18 protein-coding genes are annotated in these 23,260 nt (G+C 53.0%); 11 read left to right on the top strand and 7 right to left on the bottom strand.

Translation table 11 applies throughout. The annotated features are described in order from the left end of the window. The first annotated feature begins 515 nt into the window (after positions 1-515). Both EBAPG3_RS12300 and EBAPG3_RS12295 read left to right on the top strand, forming a co-directional pair. Positions 516-1,946, top strand: a complete 1,431-nt coding sequence (locus EBAPG3_RS12300) for a putative bifunctional diguanylate cyclase/phosphodiesterase (RefSeq protein WP_051049048.1) — start codon at positions 516-518, stop codon at positions 1,944-1,946. Between the two features lie 176 nt (positions 1,947-2,122). Beyond that, positions 2,123-2,890 (top strand): MBL fold metallo-hydrolase, encoded by a 768-nt coding sequence (locus EBAPG3_RS12295; RefSeq protein WP_040852733.1) that lies wholly within the window; start codon positions 2,123-2,125, stop codon positions 2,888-2,890. A 122-nt stretch (positions 2,891-3,012) separates the two neighbouring features. On the opposite strand, the gene EBAPG3_RS12290 is transcribed toward EBAPG3_RS12295, so the two are convergent. The 7 genes from EBAPG3_RS12290 to cysB all read right to left on the bottom strand — a co-directional run bounded on the left by EBAPG3_RS12290 (position 3,013) and on the right by cysB (position 8,991). Then, entirely contained in the window at positions 3,013-3,432 is a 420-nt protein-coding gene (locus EBAPG3_RS12290) for a hypothetical protein (protein ID WP_004179206.1), read from the bottom strand. A 192-nt stretch (positions 3,433-3,624) separates the two neighbouring features. Further along, positions 3,625-3,912 (bottom strand): hypothetical protein, encoded by a 288-nt coding sequence (locus tag EBAPG3_RS12285; RefSeq protein WP_004179207.1) that lies wholly within the window; start codon positions 3,910-3,912, stop codon positions 3,625-3,627. A 184-nt stretch (positions 3,913-4,096) separates the two neighbouring features. Then, positions 4,097-4,300, bottom strand: a complete 204-nt coding sequence (locus EBAPG3_RS12280; RefSeq protein ID WP_085922038.1) for a hypothetical protein — start codon at positions 4,298-4,300, stop codon at positions 4,097-4,099. 186 nt (positions 4,301-4,486) lie between these two features. Beyond that, positions 4,487-4,708 carry a hypothetical protein gene (locus tag EBAPG3_RS12275; protein ID WP_004179210.1) on the bottom strand — a complete coding sequence of 74 codons (222 nt, stop codon included), beginning with the start codon at positions 4,706-4,708 and terminating at the stop codon, positions 4,487-4,489. A gap of 290 nt (positions 4,709-4,998) precedes the next feature. Next, a complete protein-coding gene (locus EBAPG3_RS12270) occupies positions 4,999-6,141 on the bottom strand; it encodes a cupin domain-containing protein (protein WP_004179211.1) in 1,143 nt (380 codons plus the stop codon). Then, the gene (gene mutL / locus EBAPG3_RS12265) at positions 6,138-7,964 is read right to left on the bottom strand and encodes a DNA mismatch repair endonuclease MutL (protein ID WP_040852773.1); all 1,827 of its coding nucleotides are present in this window, start codon (positions 7,962-7,964) and stop codon (positions 6,138-6,140) included. Before mutL ends, EBAPG3_RS12270 begins: the two co-directional genes overlap by 4 nt. A 100-nt stretch (positions 7,965-8,064) precedes the next feature. After that, positions 8,065-8,991 carry an HTH-type transcriptional regulator CysB gene (gene cysB, locus EBAPG3_RS12260; RefSeq protein ID WP_040852736.1) on the bottom strand — a complete coding sequence of 309 codons (927 nt, stop codon included), beginning with the start codon at positions 8,989-8,991 and terminating at the stop codon, positions 8,065-8,067. 312 nt (positions 8,992-9,303) lie between these two features. Between cysB and EBAPG3_RS12255 the strand changes: the two genes are divergently transcribed. The 9 genes from EBAPG3_RS12255 to ald all read left to right on the top strand — a co-directional run bounded on the left by EBAPG3_RS12255 (position 9,304) and on the right by ald (position 23,248). Further along, positions 9,304-11,400, top strand: a complete 2,097-nt coding sequence (locus EBAPG3_RS12255; protein ID WP_004179214.1) for a nitrite/sulfite reductase — start codon at positions 9,304-9,306, stop codon at positions 11,398-11,400. Positions 11,401-11,432: 32 nt separating this feature from the next. Beyond that, complete coding sequence (locus EBAPG3_RS12250) at positions 11,433-12,221, top strand: phosphoadenylyl-sulfate reductase (RefSeq protein WP_004179216.1); 789 nt, start codon at positions 11,433-11,435, stop codon at positions 12,219-12,221. Between the two features lie 76 nt (positions 12,222-12,297). Beyond that, positions 12,298-13,233, top strand: a complete 936-nt coding sequence (gene cysD, locus EBAPG3_RS12245; protein WP_051049050.1) for a sulfate adenylyltransferase subunit CysD — start codon at positions 12,298-12,300, stop codon at positions 13,231-13,233. A 160-nt stretch (positions 13,234-13,393) separates the two neighbouring features. Continuing rightward, positions 13,394-14,686 (top strand): sulfate adenylyltransferase subunit CysN, encoded by a 1,293-nt coding sequence (gene cysN, locus EBAPG3_RS12240; protein WP_004179226.1) that lies wholly within the window; start codon positions 13,394-13,396, stop codon positions 14,684-14,686. A 244-nt stretch (positions 14,687-14,930) separates the two neighbouring features. Beyond that, positions 14,931-18,482, top strand: coding sequence for an FAD-dependent oxidoreductase (locus EBAPG3_RS12235; RefSeq protein ID WP_004179229.1), 3,552 nt, complete (start codon positions 14,931-14,933; stop codon positions 18,480-18,482). Between the two features lie 172 nt (positions 18,483-18,654). Then, the gene (locus EBAPG3_RS12230) at positions 18,655-19,782 is read left to right on the top strand and encodes a Re/Si-specific NAD(P)(+) transhydrogenase subunit alpha (protein WP_040852739.1); all 1,128 of its coding nucleotides are present in this window, start codon (positions 18,655-18,657) and stop codon (positions 19,780-19,782) included. A 103-nt stretch (positions 19,783-19,885) separates the two neighbouring features. After that, the gene (locus EBAPG3_RS12225) at positions 19,886-20,191 is read left to right on the top strand and encodes an NAD(P) transhydrogenase subunit alpha part 2 (protein ID WP_040852741.1); all 306 of its coding nucleotides are present in this window, start codon (positions 19,886-19,888) and stop codon (positions 20,189-20,191) included. A gap of 3 nt (positions 20,192-20,194) precedes the next feature. Continuing rightward, complete coding sequence (locus EBAPG3_RS12220; RefSeq protein WP_004179232.1) at positions 20,195-21,577, top strand: NAD(P)(+) transhydrogenase (Re/Si-specific) subunit beta; 1,383 nt, start codon at positions 20,195-20,197, stop codon at positions 21,575-21,577. Positions 21,578-22,129: 552 nt separating this feature from the next. Next, positions 22,130-23,248: an alanine dehydrogenase gene (gene ald / locus EBAPG3_RS12215; protein ID WP_004179241.1), complete on the top strand. Its 1,119-nt coding sequence runs from the start codon at positions 22,130-22,132 to the stop codon at positions 23,246-23,248. Positions 23,249-23,260: the final 12 nt, after the last annotated feature.

Below are 23,260 nucleotides of genomic sequence, written 5' to 3'. Positions count from 1 at the left end.
AATAACCCACTTATACGCGCGAGTAAGCCCCCGAACAGGTTTTCCAGAATGTATGCCGGCAAAAATAGGAATCAGCATAGCGCGTATGGAGAAGATAGAACGTCGTGGGATTTATCAAATGCGGCTGGCGGCTGGATGTCATGGAAGTCTTTATGGGCGGTACTTTGCGCGTGTTCTTCTTGTCGTTTGTCATGAAAGGAATCAGCTATCGGATGTCTCGCCTCCCCGGGTTTTGGACATCCCGTCTCGCACAGACGCTCTGCCGCGGTTATTGTGATAACCCGGGGGATTCTGCGGATACAAATTGATACAAATTCTTTTAATAGTTGGCACGAATCATGCTTACTAAATACTGGAGTAGTCGGAGCATAAATGGCCGGGGTTTTTCACTAGGGCGCGTGCCATCCAATTGAATCATGGAATCGTACAGATTGGCATGGGAGCGAATGGCATTCCCTGTGAATGCGACGGCCCGATACCGGTTGTATTGTTATGGTAAACGAGAAATATCAAGCATGAGTGACATCAGGCATCGTAAGGAAATTGACCGGCGGCTACCGCAGCTCGCACGTTATGACGCGCTTACCCGTCTTCCCAACCGGGCTCTATTTTATGAGTCGCTAAGGAAGATTATCAAACAAGCTGAAACAAATCAGCGAGTTGTTTCGATTCTATTTCTTGATATTGATGATTTCAAAAATATAAACGACACACTGGGACGCGTTCTTGGCGATGAGCTGCTGCGCCAGTTTAGTCTGCGCTTGCTGGAATGCCTGCGTGTCAGGGATATGATTGCGCGCTTGGGAGGCGATGAGTTCGGATGCATTCTGATCACCCCTGATGGTTCAGGGGATGCCGGAATTGTTGCAAGCAAGCTCAGAGAGACATTACGCCAGCCCTTCGCGTTGTCGGGCCACAAGGTGACTGTGACGACGAGTATTGGAATCAGCGTTTATCCGACGGATTCGCTTGATGTGGATACGTTAATCCGGAACGGTGGCATCGCCATGTATCGGTCAAAGAATGCGGGCAGGGATACGTATCGCTTCTTTACAGCGGAAATGAATGAACGTGCGATCGAGAAACTGGATCAGGAGAATGCCCTACGGCTGGCGCTCGATCGACATGAATTCGTTTTGTATTACCAGCCGAAAATGGAGCTATCAGGGAGAGGAAGAATCACGGGGGTGGAGGCGCTGATAAGATGGAATCGTCCCGGATATGGATTTGTTGCGCCGCTCGAGTTCATATCCGTTCTTGAACAAACCGGGTTGATCAATCGTGTGGGGGCATGGGTTATCCATAGCGCGTGCAAACAAATCGCGGAATGGAGACGTTCGGGAGTCGGAGAAATCCCTGTATCGGTCAATGTATCCGGAAGACAGTTTTCACAAGGCAATCTGAATCGGGATGTTATTCGAGCCACCCAAGAGAACAATGTCGAGCCGGAATTGCTTGAGTTCGAGCTCCAGACGGAAAGAGCTTTGAGGGAGAACAGCATCGGCTCCGATATGCTGGAATTGGAATTGACGGAAAGCTCACTGATGGCGCATGCAAAAAGAACGATTGATACGCTCAGGAGGCTGAAAGCGATTGGGATCCGGATTTCGATCGACGACTTCGGGACTGGCTATTCAAGCCTGGCCTATCTGAAGCGATTTCCTGTCGATGTGCTGAAAATCGATCGTTCCTTTATTGCGGACGTGACTACAAATCCCGCGGATGCAGCAATTGCGACGGCAATTATCGGTATGGCCCATAGCCTTAACGTCAAGGTGGTAGCCGAGGGTGTGGAAACCCTCGAGCAATTGGATTTTCTGCGAGTGCGGGGTTGCGACGAAATCCAGGGTTATTACCTGGCGCAGCCGCTCCCCGCAATTGAGATATCCAAATTATTTTTGAGAGACAACAAGCTCCTCCAGCCGGTAACAACTTCCATTTTGTGACATACGACCTGGCCGTCAGGCTTGCCTTGTATTCGATCATACGGCCGGAAATCTTCCTTTTCATGTGAATGTTAACGGGTAGTTGATGGAGGTTGCGGTAGTGATGGTAAAATTGAAAATATGCCTTCACATGCCGGTAAAATGCGCCCCCCATTATCAGACTTGCTCACTACGGCATGCGATTCGCCTGTTTAGGTAGCGGTTCACAGGGGAACGGTCTCGTGGTCGAGGTGGCGGGCACCCGATTACTGATGGATTGCGGTTTTACCCTGAAAGAGACTATCGCTCGTCTTTCGCGGCTCGGTCTCGATCCCGCTATGATAAATGGAATCATAGTCACTCACGAGCATGACGATCATATTGGCGGCGTAGCGCGGTTTGCACGCAAATTCAATATCCCGGTGTGGTTGACGCACGGCACCCTGCGCGGGGTGGAAAAAGCATTCGCATTATTGCCGATGATAAATATCATAGATGGTTATCGGCGTTTCTCCATTGGGGATATCGAGGTGGAGCCTTATCCCGTTCCGCATGATGCCCAGGAGCCCGCGCAATTTGTATTCGGTAACGGCGCGTTGCGATTAGGCGTATTGACGGATACTGGATGCTCCACACCTCATATCGAGGCGGTCTTGAGCCGTTGCCATGCACTGGTGTTGGAATGCAATCATGATGCCCGGATGCTCGCGAATAGCGACTATCCGCAAAATCTCAAGCAGCGTGTCGGCGGCCGTCTTGGTCATCTTGAAAATACTGCTTCCGCAAAACTTCTTGCAAGTCTCGATTGCAGTCGTCTGCAACACGTCATCGCTGCGCATTTGAGTCAAAAGAATAATACACCGGTGCTGGCACAGGCCACGCTGAGTAGCGTTTTAAACTGTGAAGCTGGCTGGATTGGGGTGGCCGATCAGAGCGAGGGTTTTGGCTGGCGTCAGTTGATCTGATTTTAATTCGCCTTGGGAACAATCATTAAGTTGAGCTGCTTTTGGCTCTGCCATACTGTAAATATCCAGGGCAATAAAAAGCCGCCCTAAGGATGGCGGCTTTTTCCAGTTTCAGAATGGGGTTATTTCTTCAATGTATCCAACACATCTTTTTTCGCATCGGCTGCAGTGTTTTTCACGGCGTCCGCTCCCGCACTTGTTTTTTCACTCACCGTATCTCTAGCGGCTTCCGACTTCTCCTTGGCGGCGTCAATCGTCTCCGAAATTTTATCCCCGGCGGACGCGGCTTTTTCTTTGGCAGCATCAACGGTGTCTGCTATGGCATCTTTGCTGGTGTCGACTGCGTCATCCATTTTATGTTTGGCGGCATCAACGGTAGAGGCGGAGGTACTCGAATCAGCCGTGGTGGAAGCTGGCGTGGCGGGTTGAGAAGTGATTTTTTCGAAGTTTGCCTTTTCCTGCTCAGGAAGCGCCTGATTCGGTTTGCCACAGGCAGTCATTGTCAATGCTACCAGGGTGGCAGCCAGAAAGGTAAGTCTCATTATTTATTTCCTCTGAAGAGTTGGAAAAATTAGTATAACGACGCTGCCTGATTTTTCGAGGCAAGCTGGATGCGTAAATGAGGGGACTGGATTGCCGGAATCAAAAGAAGTGATTCACGATTTATCACGCGAGTCGTTCATGTACAATAAAAAAGCCACCACTAAGGGTGGCTTTTGCATTTACCTACTGCTTTAGTGGCCGGCCGGAATGGCGCTTTGGCCTTCCTTTATGGGGTTGCCGTTGCCATCAAGCGCGTGTCCCGGGAGAACAGCCTGTCCCGCATATTCATCTTCACCCTCTGCCGCAGCAGCTTTTTCTTCTTTTGGAGTGCCGGCAGCAGCACGTTCTTGATCCATCGTCGTGCCTTCTTCCGTTCTGGTTCCATAGGTGGTTGAATTCTCGGGCAATGCCTGTTTGGGCCTATCACATGCTGTCAATGTCAGAGCCACCAAAGCAGCGGCGAGGAGTGAAAGTTTCATATCTGGCTTCCTTAAGTAAAATATTAAATAGATTGTGACGAACCATAGTATATAACAAAAATACGCAGGACTAAAAAAAATACCCCGGACCACTCAAATTTGAAGCAATTGGTTACCGCATCCGCTTATTTAGTCTTATTTCGAGCAATAAAGGCCATTCTAAGGAATAGCTTTCCGTTTTTCATTATTTACTGGGTGCTTGCTTGTTAACATTGGCATCAGTGCCGCTGGCCGCATCAGTCGCAGGTTTATCAAGTTCGTCAAAATTCGGTGCTGATTCACGTTCGATCGAGGCGGAAGGCGGAGGCTTGTCCATGGGGTGTTTTTTTCCATCACAAGCAGTTAATGTTAACGCCGCCAGGACGACAGCGAGAAACGAGTATTTCATTATTCAGTTATCCTATAGTTCATTACAGGGAATCACAGTATAACAAAAGCTTTGTGGTCATTCAAACCGAAACCGCAGGCTCATGCGTTACCTGTTCCTGGAATCGGTCTTCCACAAGAAAAAAGCCGCCCCGAAGGACGGCTTTTCTTAATGCGGGCTTATTCTTATTTATATATATAATGCCCATTATTTGGGGGGTTCGTTTTTCTTTGCCTCTGCCGCTGCGGCGGCTTCGGCCTCGGCCTTTTGGGCCGCTTCAATGTCCGCATCACTTACCTGACCTTCACGTTTCTCCCAGAGGCTCGGGGGATATTGTCCCGGCTTCCCTTCTCCGGGTTCTTTCTGTCTCAGTTGGTCACATCCGGTTAGTACCAGTACCAGGGCGGCAGCGAGGAGCGAGTACTTCATTTTTTTAATCTCCTTTATATGGTTTATAACGAGTCACGGGTAGATCATCAAAATATTTCGGCCATTCAAATCTGAAAAGACCACTATCTTAATAGCAGAATTAAGATATGTTGTCCAGTTTTTATGGTCCATCCCAGAGCCATAGGTGATAGTGGTAAAGGCCAAGGGGCAAGGCTTTCAGTGAATCATTAAAACAGTAGCTGATCATTTTTTTACCTCACGGGCTGCGACGCAGCCCATTTGCCGGCTGAATTGCAAACCGCCTGAGTGAACACCAATCCATGACAAAATTATGTACCAATCCCGGCTGGTCGGCCTGCTATTTCAATATAACCATAGAGATACCATTGGTAGCACAATGCAAGAGCCTCGTCGTTAAAATGCTTCGCCGTCGGCAATATGAGGCGATCAGCGAGGTTTTCCAATGATCGCCGCGTAGTGGCACCGGCTGTATATGCATCCCCGTTCAGAAAGATGGTTTTCTTTCTGTACAGCATACGACTTTTTAGATCCAGTTGTAATCCATTTTCTCTGATCTCATGAACAAATTTTTTCTCCGTCAGGGGATCCGATGGCGGCATAAAGAAAACGTAGGGTTTGGGCTCAGTGAGATAGGTCCCGATAAAGAGCTCTACATCCATGCGATTCCATTTGATTTTATCGAGTGCCGTGCCGGCTTGATCCACCATGGCCGAACCAATGCGTCCCGGATGCGGCTGCAAGGTGAGATCGGGATCACTATACATGCCCTTGATCGCGGCATGATCCTGCAGGTAAATGAGGAACTGAGTGACAAGCTCCTGGTGAGCCGGTGCGCGAAAGCCGATTGAATAGGTCATGCAATCGTCTTTTGCCACCCCATTGTGCGCGTAGCCGGGCGGTAGATACAGCATATCGCCTGATTCCAGTATCCACTCTTGTTCCCTTCTGAAATCACGCAGGATTTTTAGCGGCGCATCCTCAACCAATCCCTTGTCCCGCTGGGCGGATATCTGCCAGATCCTGCGCCCCATCCCCTGCAGTAAGAAAACATCATATGAGTCAAAATGAGGGCCGACCCCGCCCCCGCTGGGTGCATAGCTGACCATGAGGTCATCCAGGCGAGAGTGGGGGATAAAATTGAATTTAAGCAGTAATTCGCGGGCTGCGGGAAGGAAGTGATTGACATCCTGTACCAGCAGTGTCCATTTTTTCTTCGGAAGACGCGAAAAAGACCGGCGTGCAAAAGGACCGTGCCCGACTTGCCACTTGCCGTTCCTCTGTGTGATCAGCCGTGATTGCGTATCATCCCGGCAGGAGAGGTCAATGAGATCGCCGGGAGCCAGCAATCCCTGAAAGCCAGGCAGGGCGTTACGGACAAGCAGGGGTTTTTTCTGCCAGTAATCGCGTAGGAAAATTCTTGGCGAAAGACCTCCCAGGAGCCCGGTTTTCATCTGCCTCGCATGAACATTTTATCGAGATCGGCAAGACTGATCTCAAACCACGTTGGCCGGCCGTGATTGCATTGGCCGGAGCGTGCGGTCGCTTCCATTTCACGTAACAGCGCATTCATTTCCGGAATGGTCAGCATACGATTAGCGCGAACCGCGCCATGGCAGGCCATGGTGGAGAGAAGTTCGTTACGTCTGCCGGTCAATGCCTGGCTGGCACCAAATTCCCGGATCTCGCTTATTACATCGTGCGCGAGTTTTATCACGTCGGCGTCCTTGAGAGTGGCTGGTACAGCCCGTACCACCAGCATAGTGGGGGAAAACACCGAGATTTCAAACCCGAGCTCGCACAGGACAGCACTGTTTTCCTCAACTGTCGCGATATCCAGGCTATCCGCCTGAAATGTCACGGGGATAAGCAAAGGCTGCATCGAGAGGCTGTGGTTGTCGAGCGCCAACTTGAGTTTTTCATATAATATCCGCTCGTGCGCCGCGTGCATGTCCACGATCAATAAGCCGCGGTCATTCTGCGACAGAATATAAATGCCGAGTAGTTGTCCCAAGGCAAATCCCAAGGGCGGGACCTCCTGTTTTTTGTCAGCGATCGCAGTTGCCATCGAATCAATTGATGATCCCGTGCCGGTGTCGAACAGGGTTTGATAGAACGCTTGTGATTGGGCCGCCATCCCTGGCAGCGCGGATGCCGCATCCGGCATTATCTGCGGCGCAAGCGGCATGATGCGCTGCTGTGCGTAGGTGGAAAATGGGGCAACGACCGCCCGGCTTCCGTACCTCGGCTCCTGGTCCCGGGCGGGGGATACAGAGGCTACGGATGCCAATTGCGGCGATGCCAGCGCTTTGTTGATTGTATGAAAAATGAATTGGTGCAGTGCACGCGAATCGTGGAATTTAACCTCGGTTTTAGTGGGATGCACATTCACATCCACGCCATCGGCGTTCATTTCCAGGAATAGCGCAAAAGCCGGATGCCGATCCGGATGGAGGATATCGCGATAGGCTTCGCGTAACGCATGAGCAATCAGTTTGTCGCGTACGAAACGGCCATTGACAAAAAAATACTGGTTATTGCGCGATGATCGTGAGTAGTTGGGCAACGCTGATGCACCCCACAGCCGCAAGTCCGCTGCTCGTTCGTCGACGAATACCGAGGCTTGGGCGAATTCATCTCCCAGTATCGCCGCAATGCGAAGCCGTGGATCCGCCGGGCGCAGATGCCTGCGCAGGGTTCCATTGTGTTGCAGCGTAAAGCCGATGTCAGCGCGCGACAAGGCAATCCACTTGAATATTTCGTCACAATGAGCGTATTCAGTAGCCTCGGTCTTCAGGAATTTGCGCCGTGCCGGTATGTTGAAATAAAGGTCATGTATTTCCACCGTGGTGCCCGAGGCAAGAGCCGCGGGTTCGGGCGGTGACAGATGACGGTCTTTTGTTTGTATCTGCCAGGCGTGTTTCTCCTCTCTCCCACGGCTTGTCAATGTCAAGCGCGAAACAGCCGCGATACTTGCCAATGCTTCGCCACGAAAGCCCAGGCTCGCTATTTTCTGCAGATCTTCCAATGTGTTGATCTTGCTGGTCGCATGGCGGGCAAGCGCAAGCGGCAGATCATCCCGGGAGATTCCGGTCCCGTTGTCCGCGACACGGATTAGTTTGATTCCCCCCTGGAAAAGCTGCACCGTTATTTCCGTGGCTGCGGCATCCACGCTATTCTCCAGCAGCTCCTTGAGTGCCGAGGCTGGCCGCCCTATCACCTCGCCGGCCGAGATCTGGCTGATAAGCAGATCGGGAAGAAGCTTGATCGCGTTCATGGCGGAAATGGAATCAGGATGAAGTGCATTATACCGTCCCAAGTTCTCCATGTTGTATGCGAGATACCCGAAGAGCAGGTCCCTTGGGGAACCGTCGCATTCATGAATGCTGCTTCATCGCGGCGATAATTGTCGCATGGTCAAGGTGGGGAGCAAAGGTTTCTATAAAATCATAAACATAGCCTCGCAAGTAACTATTGCGGCTGATGCCGATGCGAGTGGTGCTGGACTCGAACAAATGGCTTGCGTCGATGGATCTGAGATGCTTGTCACGCTTTGGTTCAAATGCCATCTGGGCCAGGATGCCGACACCTAGTCCCAATTCCACATACGTCTTGATGACATCCGCGTCAATGGCGGTAAGCACCACGTTGGGAGTCAGACCTTTTGCATCGAACGCCTGATTGATCTTCGATCGGCCGGTAAAAGCAAAATCGTAAGTGATGATCGGATACTGGGCGATAGCCTCCAGCGTCAATTTCTCAAGCTTAAGCAGCGGGTGTCTCGGCGTGACGATGACGCAACGATTCCATTGGTAGCATGGCAGCATTACCAGTTCCTCAAACGATGCGATCGCTTCGGTGGCGATCGCAATGTCCGCCTCTCCCGAGGTAACCAGTTCCGATATCTGGGTCGGGTTGCCTTGGCGCAAAATTAATTTTACCTTTGGGTAACATGCGGTAAAATGCTTGATGGCAGCGGGAAGCGCATATCGCGCCTGGGTATGGGTTGTGGCGATAGTGAGAGAGCCGGTGGCTTCATTAGCGAATTCCTGGCCGATCTGTTTCAGATTTTTTGCGTCTTTCAGCATTCTTTCGGCTATTTCCAGGATGGCCTGTCCCGGTGGCGTGACTCTGACCACACGCTTGCCGTTGCGTACGAAGATATCCACTTCAAGCTCGTTTTCCAGGAGACGTATCTGTTTGCTGATTCCTGGCTGCGAAGTGTGCAGTATTTCCGCAGCCTTGGACAAATTCAGGCCCTGATTGGCAACTTCGCATAAATAGCGCAATTGCTGCAATTTCATGATTTTTACTCTAAATAATGTTAGGTTATAATAATCTAACATAATATTCTTTCGTGATATATATACCCGTTGCTATTATGCTGTTTCCGAGGCAACATATCTGGTTATACGCGCGGTATACGGCGGGAAAGGTGCGAGCGGACGTTATAGAGCCGGGTTATATTTAGGCAGGAATGATGAATTCTATCCGGCCCGCGGCAGACCGGTCCCGGAGTGGATGGGGTCAATGCCCGACCCGCTATGTCAATAGTTACGGCGATCTCTTGCCGCCGGCGTCAAAATGACGCGACCATAAATTGTGGAGATTTCAGAATGAGTCACTTGAATTACCTTGCCAACGACGAGGAAATAAATTCGTTTGATCAGGCACTGCAGGATTATCAGGGCCTGCGCATGGATGCCGATCGTTTTACCGCCGCCCGTCTGCAAATGGGGATTTACGGGCAGCGGCAGGAAGGCGTCAATATGGTGCGCATCAAGCTTCCCGGAGGGCGCGTAAACGGACCGCAATTGAGCGTGATCGCCGATATGCTGGAAAAATATGCGCATCATGATGTTGTCCATATCACCACGCGTCAGGATATCCAGATGCATTACGTACCGCTCGAGGATACGCCCGCGGTGCTTCGTTACCTGGCCACAGCTGGATTGACGACGCGCGAGGCCTGCGGCAATACAATACGTAACGTCACCGCCTGTCCGCTGTCCGGGGTGTGTCCTCGTCAGCATGTCGACGTCACAAAGCATCTCGACGGGGCGGTTCAGCATTTTTTGCGCAATCCGCTGACCCAGCAAATGCCGCGCAAGTTCAAGATCAGCTTCTCGGCCTGTGAATCCGATTGCGCCCAGGGCATGATGCACGATATGGGAATCGTGGCGGTGCGCAATGGCGACCGTTTCGGTTTCAAGGTTCTGGCCGGAGGGGGCCTCGGACACAAACCGCACGAGGCTATCGTCGTTGAAGAGTTCGTCGAAGAAAAGGATTTGCTGCTTGTGATGGAGGCTGTTATTTCATTGCACAACCGCTATTCCGATCGTATCAAGCGCGCCAAGGCGCGGATCAAGTTTCTGGTCGACAAATTCGGTCCCGAAGGCTTTATCGAAAAGTATCGCGAAGAATTGGCCCGTACTAAAACGGCACTGGCGACCCAGGATTACCCCAAGGGCGAATGGAGCGGTGGCGCCGACAGCGAAGTCCCCGGTATTGGTGCACCGCGTCATGTGTTCGCACAAAAGCAGCCTGGCTATCACGTATTTCCGATCAGTGTGCCGATGGGTAATCTAAGTGTGGTGCAGCTGCGCGGTCTTGCCTGTATTGCCGAGACTTACGGGTTGCATGAAATTCGTGCAACGCAGGATCAGAACATGTTTCTGCCGAATGTGCCGGAAACCAAAATCGAACCGCTGCGAGCTGCCCTGGCTGCGTTGGGTCTGGGGGAACCCCGGGCGGGTGATGATGTGGTGGCTTGTCCCGGTACTTCCACTTGCCGTCTGGGAATAACTTCAAGCACGATCGTCGGGCCTAAACTGAGCGGTGGCAAGCATGATCTGAAAATTCGTGTTTCAGGGTGTCATAACGGCTGTGCACAGCCCGAGACCGGCGACATTGGCATTTATGGGGAAGGCAAGCGCATGCACGGCAAGCTTGTGCCACATTATCAGATGTATTTTGGCGGCAATGGCATGGCGCGCGGAGCGCTGGCGATCAAAGGCCCGTCGATTCCCTCGGCACGTGTGGAGACGGCGGTGGAACGTGTGAAATCGGCTTATGCATCCAATCGCGAGGCGAATGAAACATTCTTCTCCTGGACCAGGCGTGTAGGCAAGGCTTATTTCGCCGATCTGCTCGCGGATCTAGGCGAAGTCAAGCCGGAGGAGTTGGAATCTGTCTTGCGCGATCATGGCAAGGATGGCGATTTCAAGGTGTTGCAACTGGGTGGTGGCGAGTGTGCGGGAGTCAGTCAGGTAAAAATCGGTTCAAGTTTTTTTGAAGCGGCCCATGAGCGGAACTACCGGGATGCGCTGAAGTTCCAGCGAAAATTCGAAGATTCAGTCAAATGTGCGGAGGAGATCGCCCGGTTGATCGGCCAGGGTGTGACGGAGCTGCTCAGTGGCCAGAAGTACGATGATCTGGTCAAGCAGGCGGAGGAGCTGCGTCGCGTATTGCCTACCAAGCCGCGTTTATCCAGGCAATTGGCTAAATTCGCGGAGGATTTCGCGAGCCCGGTCGAGGAATTGAGTGATATTCGACTGACCGAATGGTTTTCCGACTTGGATGCGTGGACGATGGAGACTGCGGAATTCTGCCTTGGTTTCGATCATCAGCTTGACCTGACTGGCGCGCTGCCGCTAAAAGCTTCGGCCAAGCCATTGCCGCTCCAGCAGACACAGTCATCGGTCACGTTATAGCAAGTCTTGATGTCCGTTATTGAATCGATGCCATGAGCCTGGATCAAAAGATTGCCGACGTGCGCATACTGCTGGATAAGGTGCAGACAGACTATGCTCCGGCCGTTTTCGCCAACAGTTTCGGTGCCGAGGATATGGTGCTGACGGATATCATCGCCCGGTATTATCCCGGCATTGAAATGTTTACACTGGATACCGGCCGCCTGCCGGAAGAAACCTATAGCCTGATGAGAGAAGTGGCGGAGCGCTATGGCATTCGTGTTCCCGTATATTTTCCCGAGCCTGCCGCCGTGGAAGCATACGTTGCGCAGAATGGTCCCAATGCGTTCTATGACAGCGTGGAGTTGCGCAAAACATGTTGTCATATTCGTAAAGTGGAACCACTGAAACGTGCCTTGCGTGGAAAGCGCGCGTGGATCACCGGTCTGCGCCGTGATCAGGCGCCGACCAGAAAGGGTCTGGCTGAATCGGAATTTGATGCTGACAATGGTTTGCAAAAGATCAGTCCGCTGCTGGATTGGAATCTATCCGACGTGTGGGCTTATCTCAAGCAATTCGATGTTCCCTATAACGCGTTGCACGACAAGGGTTACACAAGTATCGGTTGCGCTCCCTGTACGCGTGCCATTACTCCCGGCGAAGATGTCCGTGCCGGACGCTGGTGGTGGGAAAATCCCGAAATCAAGGAGTGCGGTTTGCATCCGGACAAGCGCCGTAAGGCTGTGGCTACCCGTTTGGCAGCGGATATGGTTGTTCCGGGTCAAGCTCGGGACGAAAAGAAAGAGCATGACCAGGCGCTGACAAAGCCTCGTGGTTCGTAACTATCAGGACTGAACGATGGATACCCTATTGAGAAACAACGTGCAAGGATTTATTACTCCCGTTCCGGGTTCTGTGATGAAAAGTGAACCGGCAGCATCCAAACGACGTATTGCGAGACAGTTGGGCCATCTGGATGCGTTGGAAAGTGAAGCTATCCATATCCTGAGGGAAGTGGCGGCCGAATGCACCAATCCGGCATTATTGTTTTCCGGCGGGAAGGATTCCATCGTGTTGTTGCGGTTGGCGGAAAAAGCCTTTCGCCCGGGACGTTTTCCATTTCCACTGCTGCATATCGACACCGGCCATAATTTCCCGGAAGTGATTGAATTCCGCGACCGCCGAGCCCAGCAACTGGGTGAGCGGTTGATTGTGCGCAGTATGGAGGATTCCATCCGCCAGGGGAGAGTAGTGCTTCGGTCTGAAAATCAGAGTCGTAATGCGTTTCAGTCGGTAACACTGCTGGATGCCATCGCCGAATTTCGTTTTGATGCCTGCATCGGTGGCGCGCGCCGTGACGAGGAGAAAGCGCGGGCCAAGGAACGTATATTTTCCTTCCGCGACGAATTCGGTCAATGGGATCCGAAGAGCCAGCGTCCCGAACTGTGGGATATCTACAATACCCGTGTGCATCCGGGAGAAAATATCCGTGTGTTTCCAATCAGCAACTGGACCGAGCTTGATGTCTGGGAATACATTGCCCGCGAGGAACTGGAAGTACCGCATATTTACTTCGCCCACAAGCGTGATGTAATCAGACGCGGGAGTGGTCTTTTGCCGGTTTCCCACCTGGTGCAGCCTCAGGAGGGCGAAAAAACGGAAAATATCATGGTGCGCTTTCGTACAGTGGGAGATATGAGTTGCACCTGTCCGGTGGAGTCCACGGCAAGCAGCATAAGTGAAATCATAGCCGAAACCGCGACCACCCGGATCACCGAACGCGGCGCGACCCGCATGGATGACCAGACTTCGGATGCATCCATGGAGTTGCGAAAAAAAGAAGGGTATTTCTGAAGTAGCCCCCATAAATAGAGTCGGATCAGGCGATAACGGTGCATTGCTTTCTCATGCCCTTATCGTGTCCGGGTTACCGGATTTTGAATTTAATAAGCGTTCACCGAGATACGGAAGGACCGGGAAATTCCAGGTGAAAAAATTTCCAGAAGGGCTGTAAATGTCAGCAGTTGAAAATATTTCGTTTGATCACGCCGAGTTGTTACGTTTCATTACCGCCGGCAGTGTGGACGACGGGAAGAGCACGTTGATCGGGCGCTTGCTGCATGATTCGAAATCCATCTTTGAAGATCAATTGAGCGCCATTACTCATACGACTCGCAGGCGCGGCATGGAAGGTGTCGATCTGTCGCTGCTCACCGATGGTTTGCAAGCGGAGCGTGAGCAAGGTATTACCATCGACGTGGCCTATCGTTACTTTGCAACGCCTAAACGCAAGTTTATTATCGCCGACACCCCCGGTCACGAGCAATATACCCGTAACATGGTGACAGGGGCTTCCACTGCCAATCTGGCTATTATCCTGATTGACGCACGCAAAGGGGTGCTCACCCAGTCGCGCCGACATGCGTATCTGGCCAGTCTGGTGGGGATCCCTCATCTGGTGGTGGCAGTCAACAAAATGGATCTGGTGGGCTACTCCCGTGAGGTGTTTGAGCAGATCTGCGAGGATTTCGCCGCGTTTGCCGGCGGGCTCAGGCTGAATAATATTGCGTACATTCCGATGTCCGCCCTGAATGGGGATATGGTGGTGGAGCGCGGAGAAAAACTTGGCTGGTACAAGGGCATGGCGTTGATGGATTTGCTGGAGAACGTTCCCATCGACCATGACATCAATCTCGAGGATTTCCGGTTTCCGGTGCAGTTGGTGTGCCGTCCGCAAACCGAGGAAATGCACGATTTCCGGGGATACATGGGGCGGGTCGAGTCGGGATCCATCAGCGTCGGTGATGCGGTGAAGGTGCTTCCTTCCGGGCTGACTTCGCATATCAAGGAAATCGTGACTTATGATGGTACTATCAATCACGCGGTCGCACCCCAGTCGGTAACATTGACCATTGAAGACCATCTGGATATTTCCCGTGGCGATATGCTGGTAAAAACCGGGGGAGACATTCCTTGGGTGACAAAGGAATTTGAGGCAATGCTGTGTTGGCTGTCAGAGCAAAGCCTCGACCCGCGGCGAAAATATCTCGTCAAGCACACGACACGTGTCGTAAAGGCGCTGGTGACACGTATAGACTATCGCGTGGATATCAATACGCTTAATCATGAGGTGGTGGAAACCTTGAAAATGAATGATATCGGGCGGGTTGCGCTGAAAATGCACCAGCCCCTGGTATGTGATCAGTATCAGCGCAACCATGCCACCGGCAGCTTTATTGTTATTGACGAGGTAAGTAACAACACCGTTGCCGCAGGCATGATCTGCCCGGCAAGGAATTTGGATTAGTTTGATCGTTTTAGGTCAACCGCCGAGGATTCCGGCATAAGGCTGTTCAGGTTGTGAAGCTACAGGACGATTAAGGCGGACAGCGCGAAGGGGGCGGCGTTGCCGCTTTTGTATTTTTTAGCGGTGAAAAACATAAATTGAATAGGGATATAAAACTTTAATCACGGACGCGCTCTAATAAAAAATAGCGATTACGTTTGCCGCCTCTTTTTTGATTCATTTTCATTCTATCAATGACCTTATTATGACAACAAGCTTACAATCGGCGCTTCACCTTGAACCGGCAACAGCTGCTTTCCCCGCATTGGGATTCGACATGGTTTTTGCTGATCTGTATCGCCGCGATGGTCTGGTAAGACTGGATCAGGCATTTCTCGATTTTCTGCATGAAGGGGAGGCCGGGCTGCGTGTCCGCCTGGATCTTGCTCGCGCCAATCCCGATAGCCTGGATCGCAAAGAGGAAGCAGCCCTGCTGATCGAGGTAGCACCGTGGATGGAGGATTTCATTGCCAGGCTGTTCGGCATAGAGAAAGAAGTCAGTGCGCTTGCCGCTCGCCATCATCAGCTGGCTCCACTTTATGCCTGCAAAAGACAATTCGTACAGCGCCGGGCGATGAACAAGGTGAGCGAGGCGGAAGCGGTCGCAGTGGATGGCATCGCATTGGAGGAAAAACTGGCCGCCGAATTCGGGAAGCCCTTTTCGGAACTGGTTTTTGCAACCCAAGTCACAGAATGGCTGTTGGATGAAAACACGAATGAAGAACGGCTCGGGGATGCTTTGCTCTATGCGGCGTGGGCGCTGAAAACAGCGGCGGGACGGGAACGTAATCAGGGGGGAATATTGTTCAAGGCCCCCGCCAAGCTTGATTATCTGCATCTCTTATTAACGGATGCCGACACCACCGCCGGCTATACCGTTCATCGCCTTCATCATATACGGCGCCGGGAGGGTTTTGCGCTCACTGATGTCGGCACCGATCTGGTGGGTGCCCTGGATGAGGCGAATTACTGCATTTGGTGTCATGAGCAGGGCAAGGATTCGTGCTCGAAAGGATTAAAGGAGAAGCCGAAGGCGCCGGGAGAAACGCCATCATTCAAAAAAAGCCAGTTGGGTGTACTCCTCGCCGGATGTCCGCTGGAGGAACGCATTTCCGAGTTCCACAAATTAAAGACTCAAGGGCTTGCCATCAGCGGTCTGGGGATGATCGTAGTGGACAATCCCATGTGCGCGGGTACCGGCCACCGCATATGCAATGATTGCATGAAGTCCTGCATTTACCAGAAACAGGAACCGGTCGATATCCCGCAGGCGGAGACGCGTACACTCAAGGATGTACTTGAATTGCCCTGGGGCTTCGAAATTTATAGTCTGCTTACCCGATGGAATGCACTCAACCTGCGGCGGCCGGTTCCGAAGGCACCAACCGGCCGGAAGGTGCTGGTAGTGGGCATGGGACCCGCTGGATATACCCTGGCACATCATCTGATGAACGATGGCCATACCGTGGTTGGCATTGACGGTCTCAAGATAGAGCCTTTGGATCCAGAACTTTCAGGTGTGAACAGTCAGGGTGAGCATGTTTCATTCAATGCCATTCGTGATGCCGGCGAGCTCGAAGAAAATCTGGATGAGCGCATGCCGGGAGGTTTTGGCGGTGTTGCCGAATATGGAATTACCGTACGCTGGAACAAAAATTTTCTGAAGTTGATCCGCTTGCTTCTGGAGCGGCGGGAAGAGTTTGCACTTTTTGGCGGCGTCCGCTTCGGTGGAACGCTTACCGCCGATGACGCCTTGGCCATGGGATTCGATCATGTGGCGCTGGCTGCGGGGGCCGGGCGTCCCACTGTGCTCGATATGCCCAATGGGCTGGCACGGGGTGTTCGCGCCGCATCCGATTTTCTGATGGCGCTGCAGTTATCCGGTGCGGCGCAGACCAATTCCGTTGCCAACATGCAGTTACGCCTGCCCGTGGTGGTGATCGGCGGAGGCCTGACCGCCATCGACACGGCAACCGAAGCGCTTGCTTATTACCCCGTACAAGTGGAAAAATTTCTTCGCCGTTATGAGATTCTTACAGCCGTACAGGGTGAAGCGGCGATTCGCGGCGCATGGGATGAGGAAGAGCGGGAAATAGCCGAGGAGTTTCTCAGTCACGCCCGCGCCATACGCGCGGAGCGCAAGACGGCGGAAAAGGAGGAACGGGCGCCGCGTGTACTGGAATTGCTTCAATCATGGGGTGGCGCCACCATCGCTTACCGGAAACGGCTCATCGACAGCCCATCCTACACACTCAATCACGAGGAAGTCGAAAAGGCGCTGGAGGAGGGCATCTGGTTTGCTGAAGGCCTCACGCCTGTACGAGTGGAAGCCGACAAGTGGGAACATGCGAGATCTGTGAAATTCTCGGTGCAGGTCCTGGATGAAACAGGTTCATGGCAAGAAACCGGACAAGCTGAATTACCCGCCAGCGCCGTCTTGGTTGCGGCGGGAACTCAACCAAACACGGTACTTGCCAGAGAAGACGAAAAGAATTTCAAACTGAACGGGCGTTACTTCGCGGCCTGCGATGAAAACGGCGACCCAGTGAGCCCCCCCCGGGGAAACCCCAAGCCGGACACTTCGATGGTATTGCTGAGCCGTTGCGACGACGGGCGTTTCATCAGCTTTTTTGGCGATCTGCATCCATCTTATTCGGGCAATGTGGTGAAGGCCATGTCCAGCGCAAAACAGGGTTATCCGGTGGTTAGCCGGATGCTCGGACGCGTCGCGCCGGCATCAACAAAGCCCACCAGCCTGTTTTTTGCTGAAATGAATAGGCGATTACGCGCTACCGTGCATAAGGTCGAGCGGTTGACCCCCAATATTATTGAAGTGGTGGTGCATGCGCCGATGGCGGTGGAGCGTTTTCACCCTGGTCAATTCTATCGCTTCCAGAATTTTGCCACACTCGCCACCACGGTGGGCGATACGAAATTGGCGATGGAAGGAATCGCCCTGACGGGAGCCTCGGTTGATGTTCCGCACGGACTGGTATCGCTGATTGCCCTGGAAATGGGCGGGTCGGCGGATTTGTGCGCCAAACTCAATCCTGGCGATCCGGTAGTGCTGATGGGTCCCACCGGCACTCCCACGGAGATCCTGCCGGAGGAAACCGTTGTGCTGGTGGGGGGCGGACTGGGTAACGCGGTATTGTTTTCCATTGGTGCCGCGGCTCGCGCCGCGGGATCCAAAATTTTATATTTTGCCGGTTACAAGAAACTGATCGATCGCTATAAGGTGGCGGAAATCGAGGCGGCGGCGGACATCGTGATATGGTGTTGCGATGAAGCACCGGGTTTCACGCCCTCCCGGCCGGACGATTTTAGTTACGTTGGTAATATCGTGGACGCGATGGCTGCGTATGGTAGCGGTGCGCTGGGTCCTCAGAAAATTCTGTTGTCGGATGCTGATCGTATCATCGCTATTGGCTCCGACCGGATGATGGCGGCGGTAGGTGCCGCGCGGCATAATAAGCTTCGGCCTTATTTGAAGACGGATCACTATGCGATCGGCTCGATCAATTCACCGATGCAGTGCATGATGAAAGAAATCTGTGCTCAGTGTCTGCAACCGCACAAAGATCCGGAGACAGGCGAAATTACCTACGTATTCTCATGCTTCAATCAGGATCAGCCGCTTGACCAGGTTGATTTCGGCGGACTGGCATCGCGTTTACGCCAGAACAGCGTCCAGGAGAAGCTTACCACCCGGTGGATCAGCCATTGCTTAAAGGAAGCGAGCCAGGCGGGGACTTGAAATTACCGGGAATCTCTGTCAGGAATGAGCTATTTTCGTTAATCCGGATAATTCATCGCGCCCAGGTTCCTTTATAATCCGGTTTTTGCGATTAATAGGCCGTGATATTGGCCAATTTTCGCAAGTTTTCTGGAAAAAAATAGAAAATGTCCAAAAATAAGGGAGATTATCAATGCACATAGGCATACCGGCGGAGATCCGCGGGGGTGAAACCCGTGTTGCGGCCACGCCGGAAACGGTGAAGAAATTTACCGCCAAAGGCTTTCATGTTGTTCTGGTACAGTCCGGTGCGGGAGCCGGCGCGAGCATACCCGATGAGGAGTACCAGGCTGCCGGGGCAACCATTGTAGCCGGCGCGGCGGAGCTTTATGGGCAATCGCAAATCGTGCTGAAGGTGCGCGGGCCGGAACCCGGCGAACTGTCGATGATGCGCAAGGATGCCGTGTTGCTGGGGTTGCTTTCTCCGCACCAGGCGGAAGGTATTGAAGCACTCGCCCGCCACGGCCTGACCGCATTCGCCATGGAGAAACTGCCGCGTATTTCCCGTGCCCAAAGCATGGACGTGCTATCGTCGCAGGCCAATATTGCCGGCTACAAAGCGGTACTGATGGCGGCCAATGTCTATCAGAAATTTTTCCCCATGCTGATGACCGCGGCGGGTACGGTAAAGGCGGCCCGGGTACTGGTTCTGGGTGCCGGGGTGGCAGGCTTGCAGGCTATCGCCACTGCCAAGCGGCTGGGGGCGGTGATCGAAGCGTTCGATGTGCGGCCGGTGGCAAAAGAACAGGTAGAGAGTCTCGGAGCCAAATTCGTCGAGGTTCCGCTGAGCGAGGAAGAGAAAGCGCAAGCGGAAACGGCCGGCGGGTACGCTCGTGAAATGTCGGATGATTATAAGCGCCGTCAGGGTGAACTGGTGCATCAGCGCGCGGCGGCAGCCGATATCATTATTACGACGGCGCTGATTCCCGGGCGCCCAGCGCCCGTTTTGATCAAGGAAGAAACCGTCCGTGCCATGAAACCTGGATCGGTGATCGTTGATATGGCGGTGGAAGCGGGTGGTAACTGTCCCCTGTCGGAATTGGACAAAATCGTGGTGAGGCACGGCGTACATCTCGTCGGTATCGCCAATCTGCCCGGACTGGTGGCTGCGGATTCCAGCGCCTTGTATGCACGTAACCTGATGAATTTTCTTAACCTGATGCTGGATGCGAAGAATGGCGAATTCAAGGTGAACCGTGAGGATGAAGTCATCTCCGGAACGCTGGTCTGTGCCGATGGGGAAGTAACTGGTAAAACCTGAAAAGTCGTGGGCGGAAAGGAATGATGCCTGTCCGGCTTTGCACTTCCGCCTTCCCTGCTGTTCAAGACCCGGAATTAATAGTTAACGGATTGAAGGAGTAAACATGATCGGCGAAGTTGACCCAACCATCATTAACCTGACCGTATTCGTGCTGGCGGTATTTGTAGGTTACCACGTGGTGTGGAACGTGACCCCGGCGCTGCATACGCCGCTGATGTCAGTAACCAATGCGATTTCCGGCATTATTTTAGTCGGTGCAATGCTGGCTGCCGGTCCTATGGAAACCGATTGGGGCGTATGGCTGGGAGCCGTGGCGGTGACGCTGGCCGCGATCAATGTATTTGGCGGATTTCTTGTTACCCAGCGGATGCTGGAAATGTTCAGAAAAAAAGATAAAAAAGGAAGCTAGTAAATGTCCGCAAATTCGGTCGCATTCGCGTATCTGATCGCATCGGTTTTTTTTATTCTGGCGCTAAAAGGCCTGAGCTCGCCGCTAACCGCCCGTCGCGGTAATCTGTTCGGCATGGTGGGGATGGCAATCGCCGTTATCACCACGCTTACGATTACCAAGAACTGGGCGCTGATACTCGCATGTATCGCGCTGGGAGGTACCATCGGCGCGGTTGTTGCACGGCGTGTGCAGATGACGGCAATGCCGGAACTGGTTGCCTTCATGCATTCGCTGGTAGGTCTGGCGGCGGTGTTTATCGCTATCGCCGCAGTCAATAACCCGGCTTCATTCGGCCTGCCTGCGGTATTGCCCATGGGCAGTAAACTGGAGTTGTTCCTCGGCACCTTTATCGGTGCCATGACCTGGTCGGGCTCGGTCATCGCATTCTTGAAGCTGTCCGGCCGCATGAGCGGCGCACCCATTACATTTGGTGGCCAGCATATGGTCAACCTTATTCTGGCAATCGTGATGGTAGGTTTTGGCTTGTGGTTCTTCTTTAGCGAGACTACCAACTGGACAGCCTTTGCCACCATGACCGCGATCGCCTTTGTGCTCGGTTTTCTCATTATCGTCCCTATCGGTGGCGCGGATATGCCGGTAGTGATCTCCATGCTTAATTCATATTCCGGCTGGGCTGCGGCGGGAATCGGGTTTTCGCTCGGCAATCCCATGCTTATCATTGCCGGATCGCTGGTGGGAAGTTCCGGGGCAATTCTGTCTTATATCATGTGCAAGGCCATGAACCGGCCATTTCTTTCCGTCATACTTGGTGGCTTTGGCAGTGAGGGTGGGGCAGTGGCTGCGGCGAGCGACGGGACACAGAAAACCCATCGCAGCGGTAGTGCCGACGATGCCGCATTCTTGATGGGTAACGCCGACAGCGTTATCATCGTGCCCGGTTATGGTCTGGCAGTGGCGCGGGCCCAGCATTCAGTCAAGGAACTGGCCGAGAAACTGCACGAGAAAGGTGTCAACGTGCGTTTTGCGATACATCCAGTCGCGGGACGCATGCCGGGGCACATGAACGTACTGTTGGCGGAAGCGGAAATACCCTATGAGCAAGTTCTGGAGATGGATGAGATCAACAGCGATTTCTCCAACACCGACGTGGTGCTGGTGCTGGGCGCAAACGATGTGGTAAATCCCGCGGCGAATGTTCCGGGGAGCCCGATTTACGGCATGCCCATTCTGGATGCTCACAAGGCGCGCACCGTGATGGTGGTCAAGCGCAGCATGGCGGCGGGATATGCCGGCCTCGACAATGACCTGTTCTACATGGACAAGACCATGATGGTGTTCGGCGATGCCAAGAAGGTTGTTGAAGATATGGTCAAGGCGTTGTAACGTACATACTCGCTTCACTGTGATACGTTCAGGTGCAGTCGCGATCCGGGCGCGTATTGCTTTCATGAAGTACTGATCAATTTATCCGCTTTATCTGTTGGCTCGATGCATGGGGCACATCCCGCGCGTGACCGCGAGGGCCGCGTTGCAGAGTGCCCCGCATCAGCCATGCGGGGCTTCAGTGTATCCTTCATTGCCAGAAGCGCGCTCTCTATATTCACATTCGATTACCAACAGTGCCTGTGAAGTTTATATAGCCCTGAAATCAGGGCAGCCGCACATTGACCTGCCGGTTCGGATCTGCGCGAGCCTTCCAGCAGCCAGAAATTCTCAAATAGAATACTTTTTTTCAGCGATCCCAGGATCGGGTTGTATACTTGGCGCAAAGGAAGCGGGGCTATCGAGTCACCAAATCAATAGCGCAGGAGTGCCCATCATTGTATGGAGTGCATGAAGTTATCTGCGGAGGTGGGCTTATCTGCAAGATTCTTCGAACCAGGTTAGCCTTTTGCGGAAGAATAGTTTCAATTTTATTCAGTCAGGAACAAAACCATGCTGATCGGATTGCCCAAGGAAACCAAGGATCACGAAAATCGGGTTGGAATGACACCCAGTACAGTCAAAGCCTTGACGCGACATGGACACCGGGTGCTGGTACAGAGCGGGGCAGGAGAGGGGAGCTTCCTTTCAGATGCGGAATACCAGTCAGCCGGGGCCATGATCGTATCTCGTGCTGAAGACGCCTGGGCGGCGCAGATGGTAGTTAAGGTCAAGGAGCCGACTGCGGCGGAATATTCTTATCTGCATCGAGACATGATCCTTTTTACCTATCTTCATCTGGCTTCGGATGAGCCGCTTACCATCGCGTTGCTGGAGCATGGCGTTACAGGTATCGCCTACGAAACGGTTCAAACCGAAGGAGGTCAATTGCCGCTGTTGACGCCCATGAGTGAAGTGGCGGGACGTATGGCCACTCAAATCGGGGCAACGTATCTGCAAAAGACGTACGGTGGCCGTGGCGTATTGATGGGCGGTGTGCCCGGCGTAGCTTCAGCCAATGTCGCGATTCTGGGAGCGGGCATTGTCGGTACGAATGCCGCGCGCGTCGCTGTTGGGTCCGGTGCCCAGGTCACCGTGCTGGATATCAATCATGATCGCCTCAAATACCTGGATGACATTTATCATGGGCAACTACAGACGCGCATCAGTGATGAGTATAATATTGAAGAGGTGATCTACAACGCCGATCTGGTGATCGGTGCCGTTTTGATTCCTGGCGGACGTGCGCCCTGGTTGATTACAGCCGGGATGTTGCCGAATATGCGAAAAGGTTCTGTGATCGTCGACGTTGCGGTTGATCAAGGGGGGTGCGTCGAAACCACCCGGCCGACCACGCACAGCAATCCGACCTATGAACTTGACGGAGTGGTGCATTACTGTGTCGCCAACATGCCGAGCGCGGTCCCGCGCACCAGTACCTTTGCGCTGAATGCGCAAACGGCTTTTTATACATTGCGTCTGGCTGATGAAGGATTGGATGCGGTAAGAAAGAATCTGGCGCTACAATACGGGCTTAACACGCATCGGGGTTCGGTCACTTATCCCGCGGTTGCAAAAGAATTTGGCTTGAGCCATGTTGATCCGTTGCAAGCGCTGGAGCATGCCGATTAAATAGTTAAAACC

The sequence above is a fragment of the Nitrosospira lacus genome (assembly GCF_000355765.4).
GTDB classification, from domain to species: domain Bacteria; phylum Pseudomonadota; class Gammaproteobacteria; order Burkholderiales; family Nitrosomonadaceae; genus Nitrosospira; species Nitrosospira lacus.
This window is presented reverse-complemented; position numbering and strand designations above follow the sequence as displayed.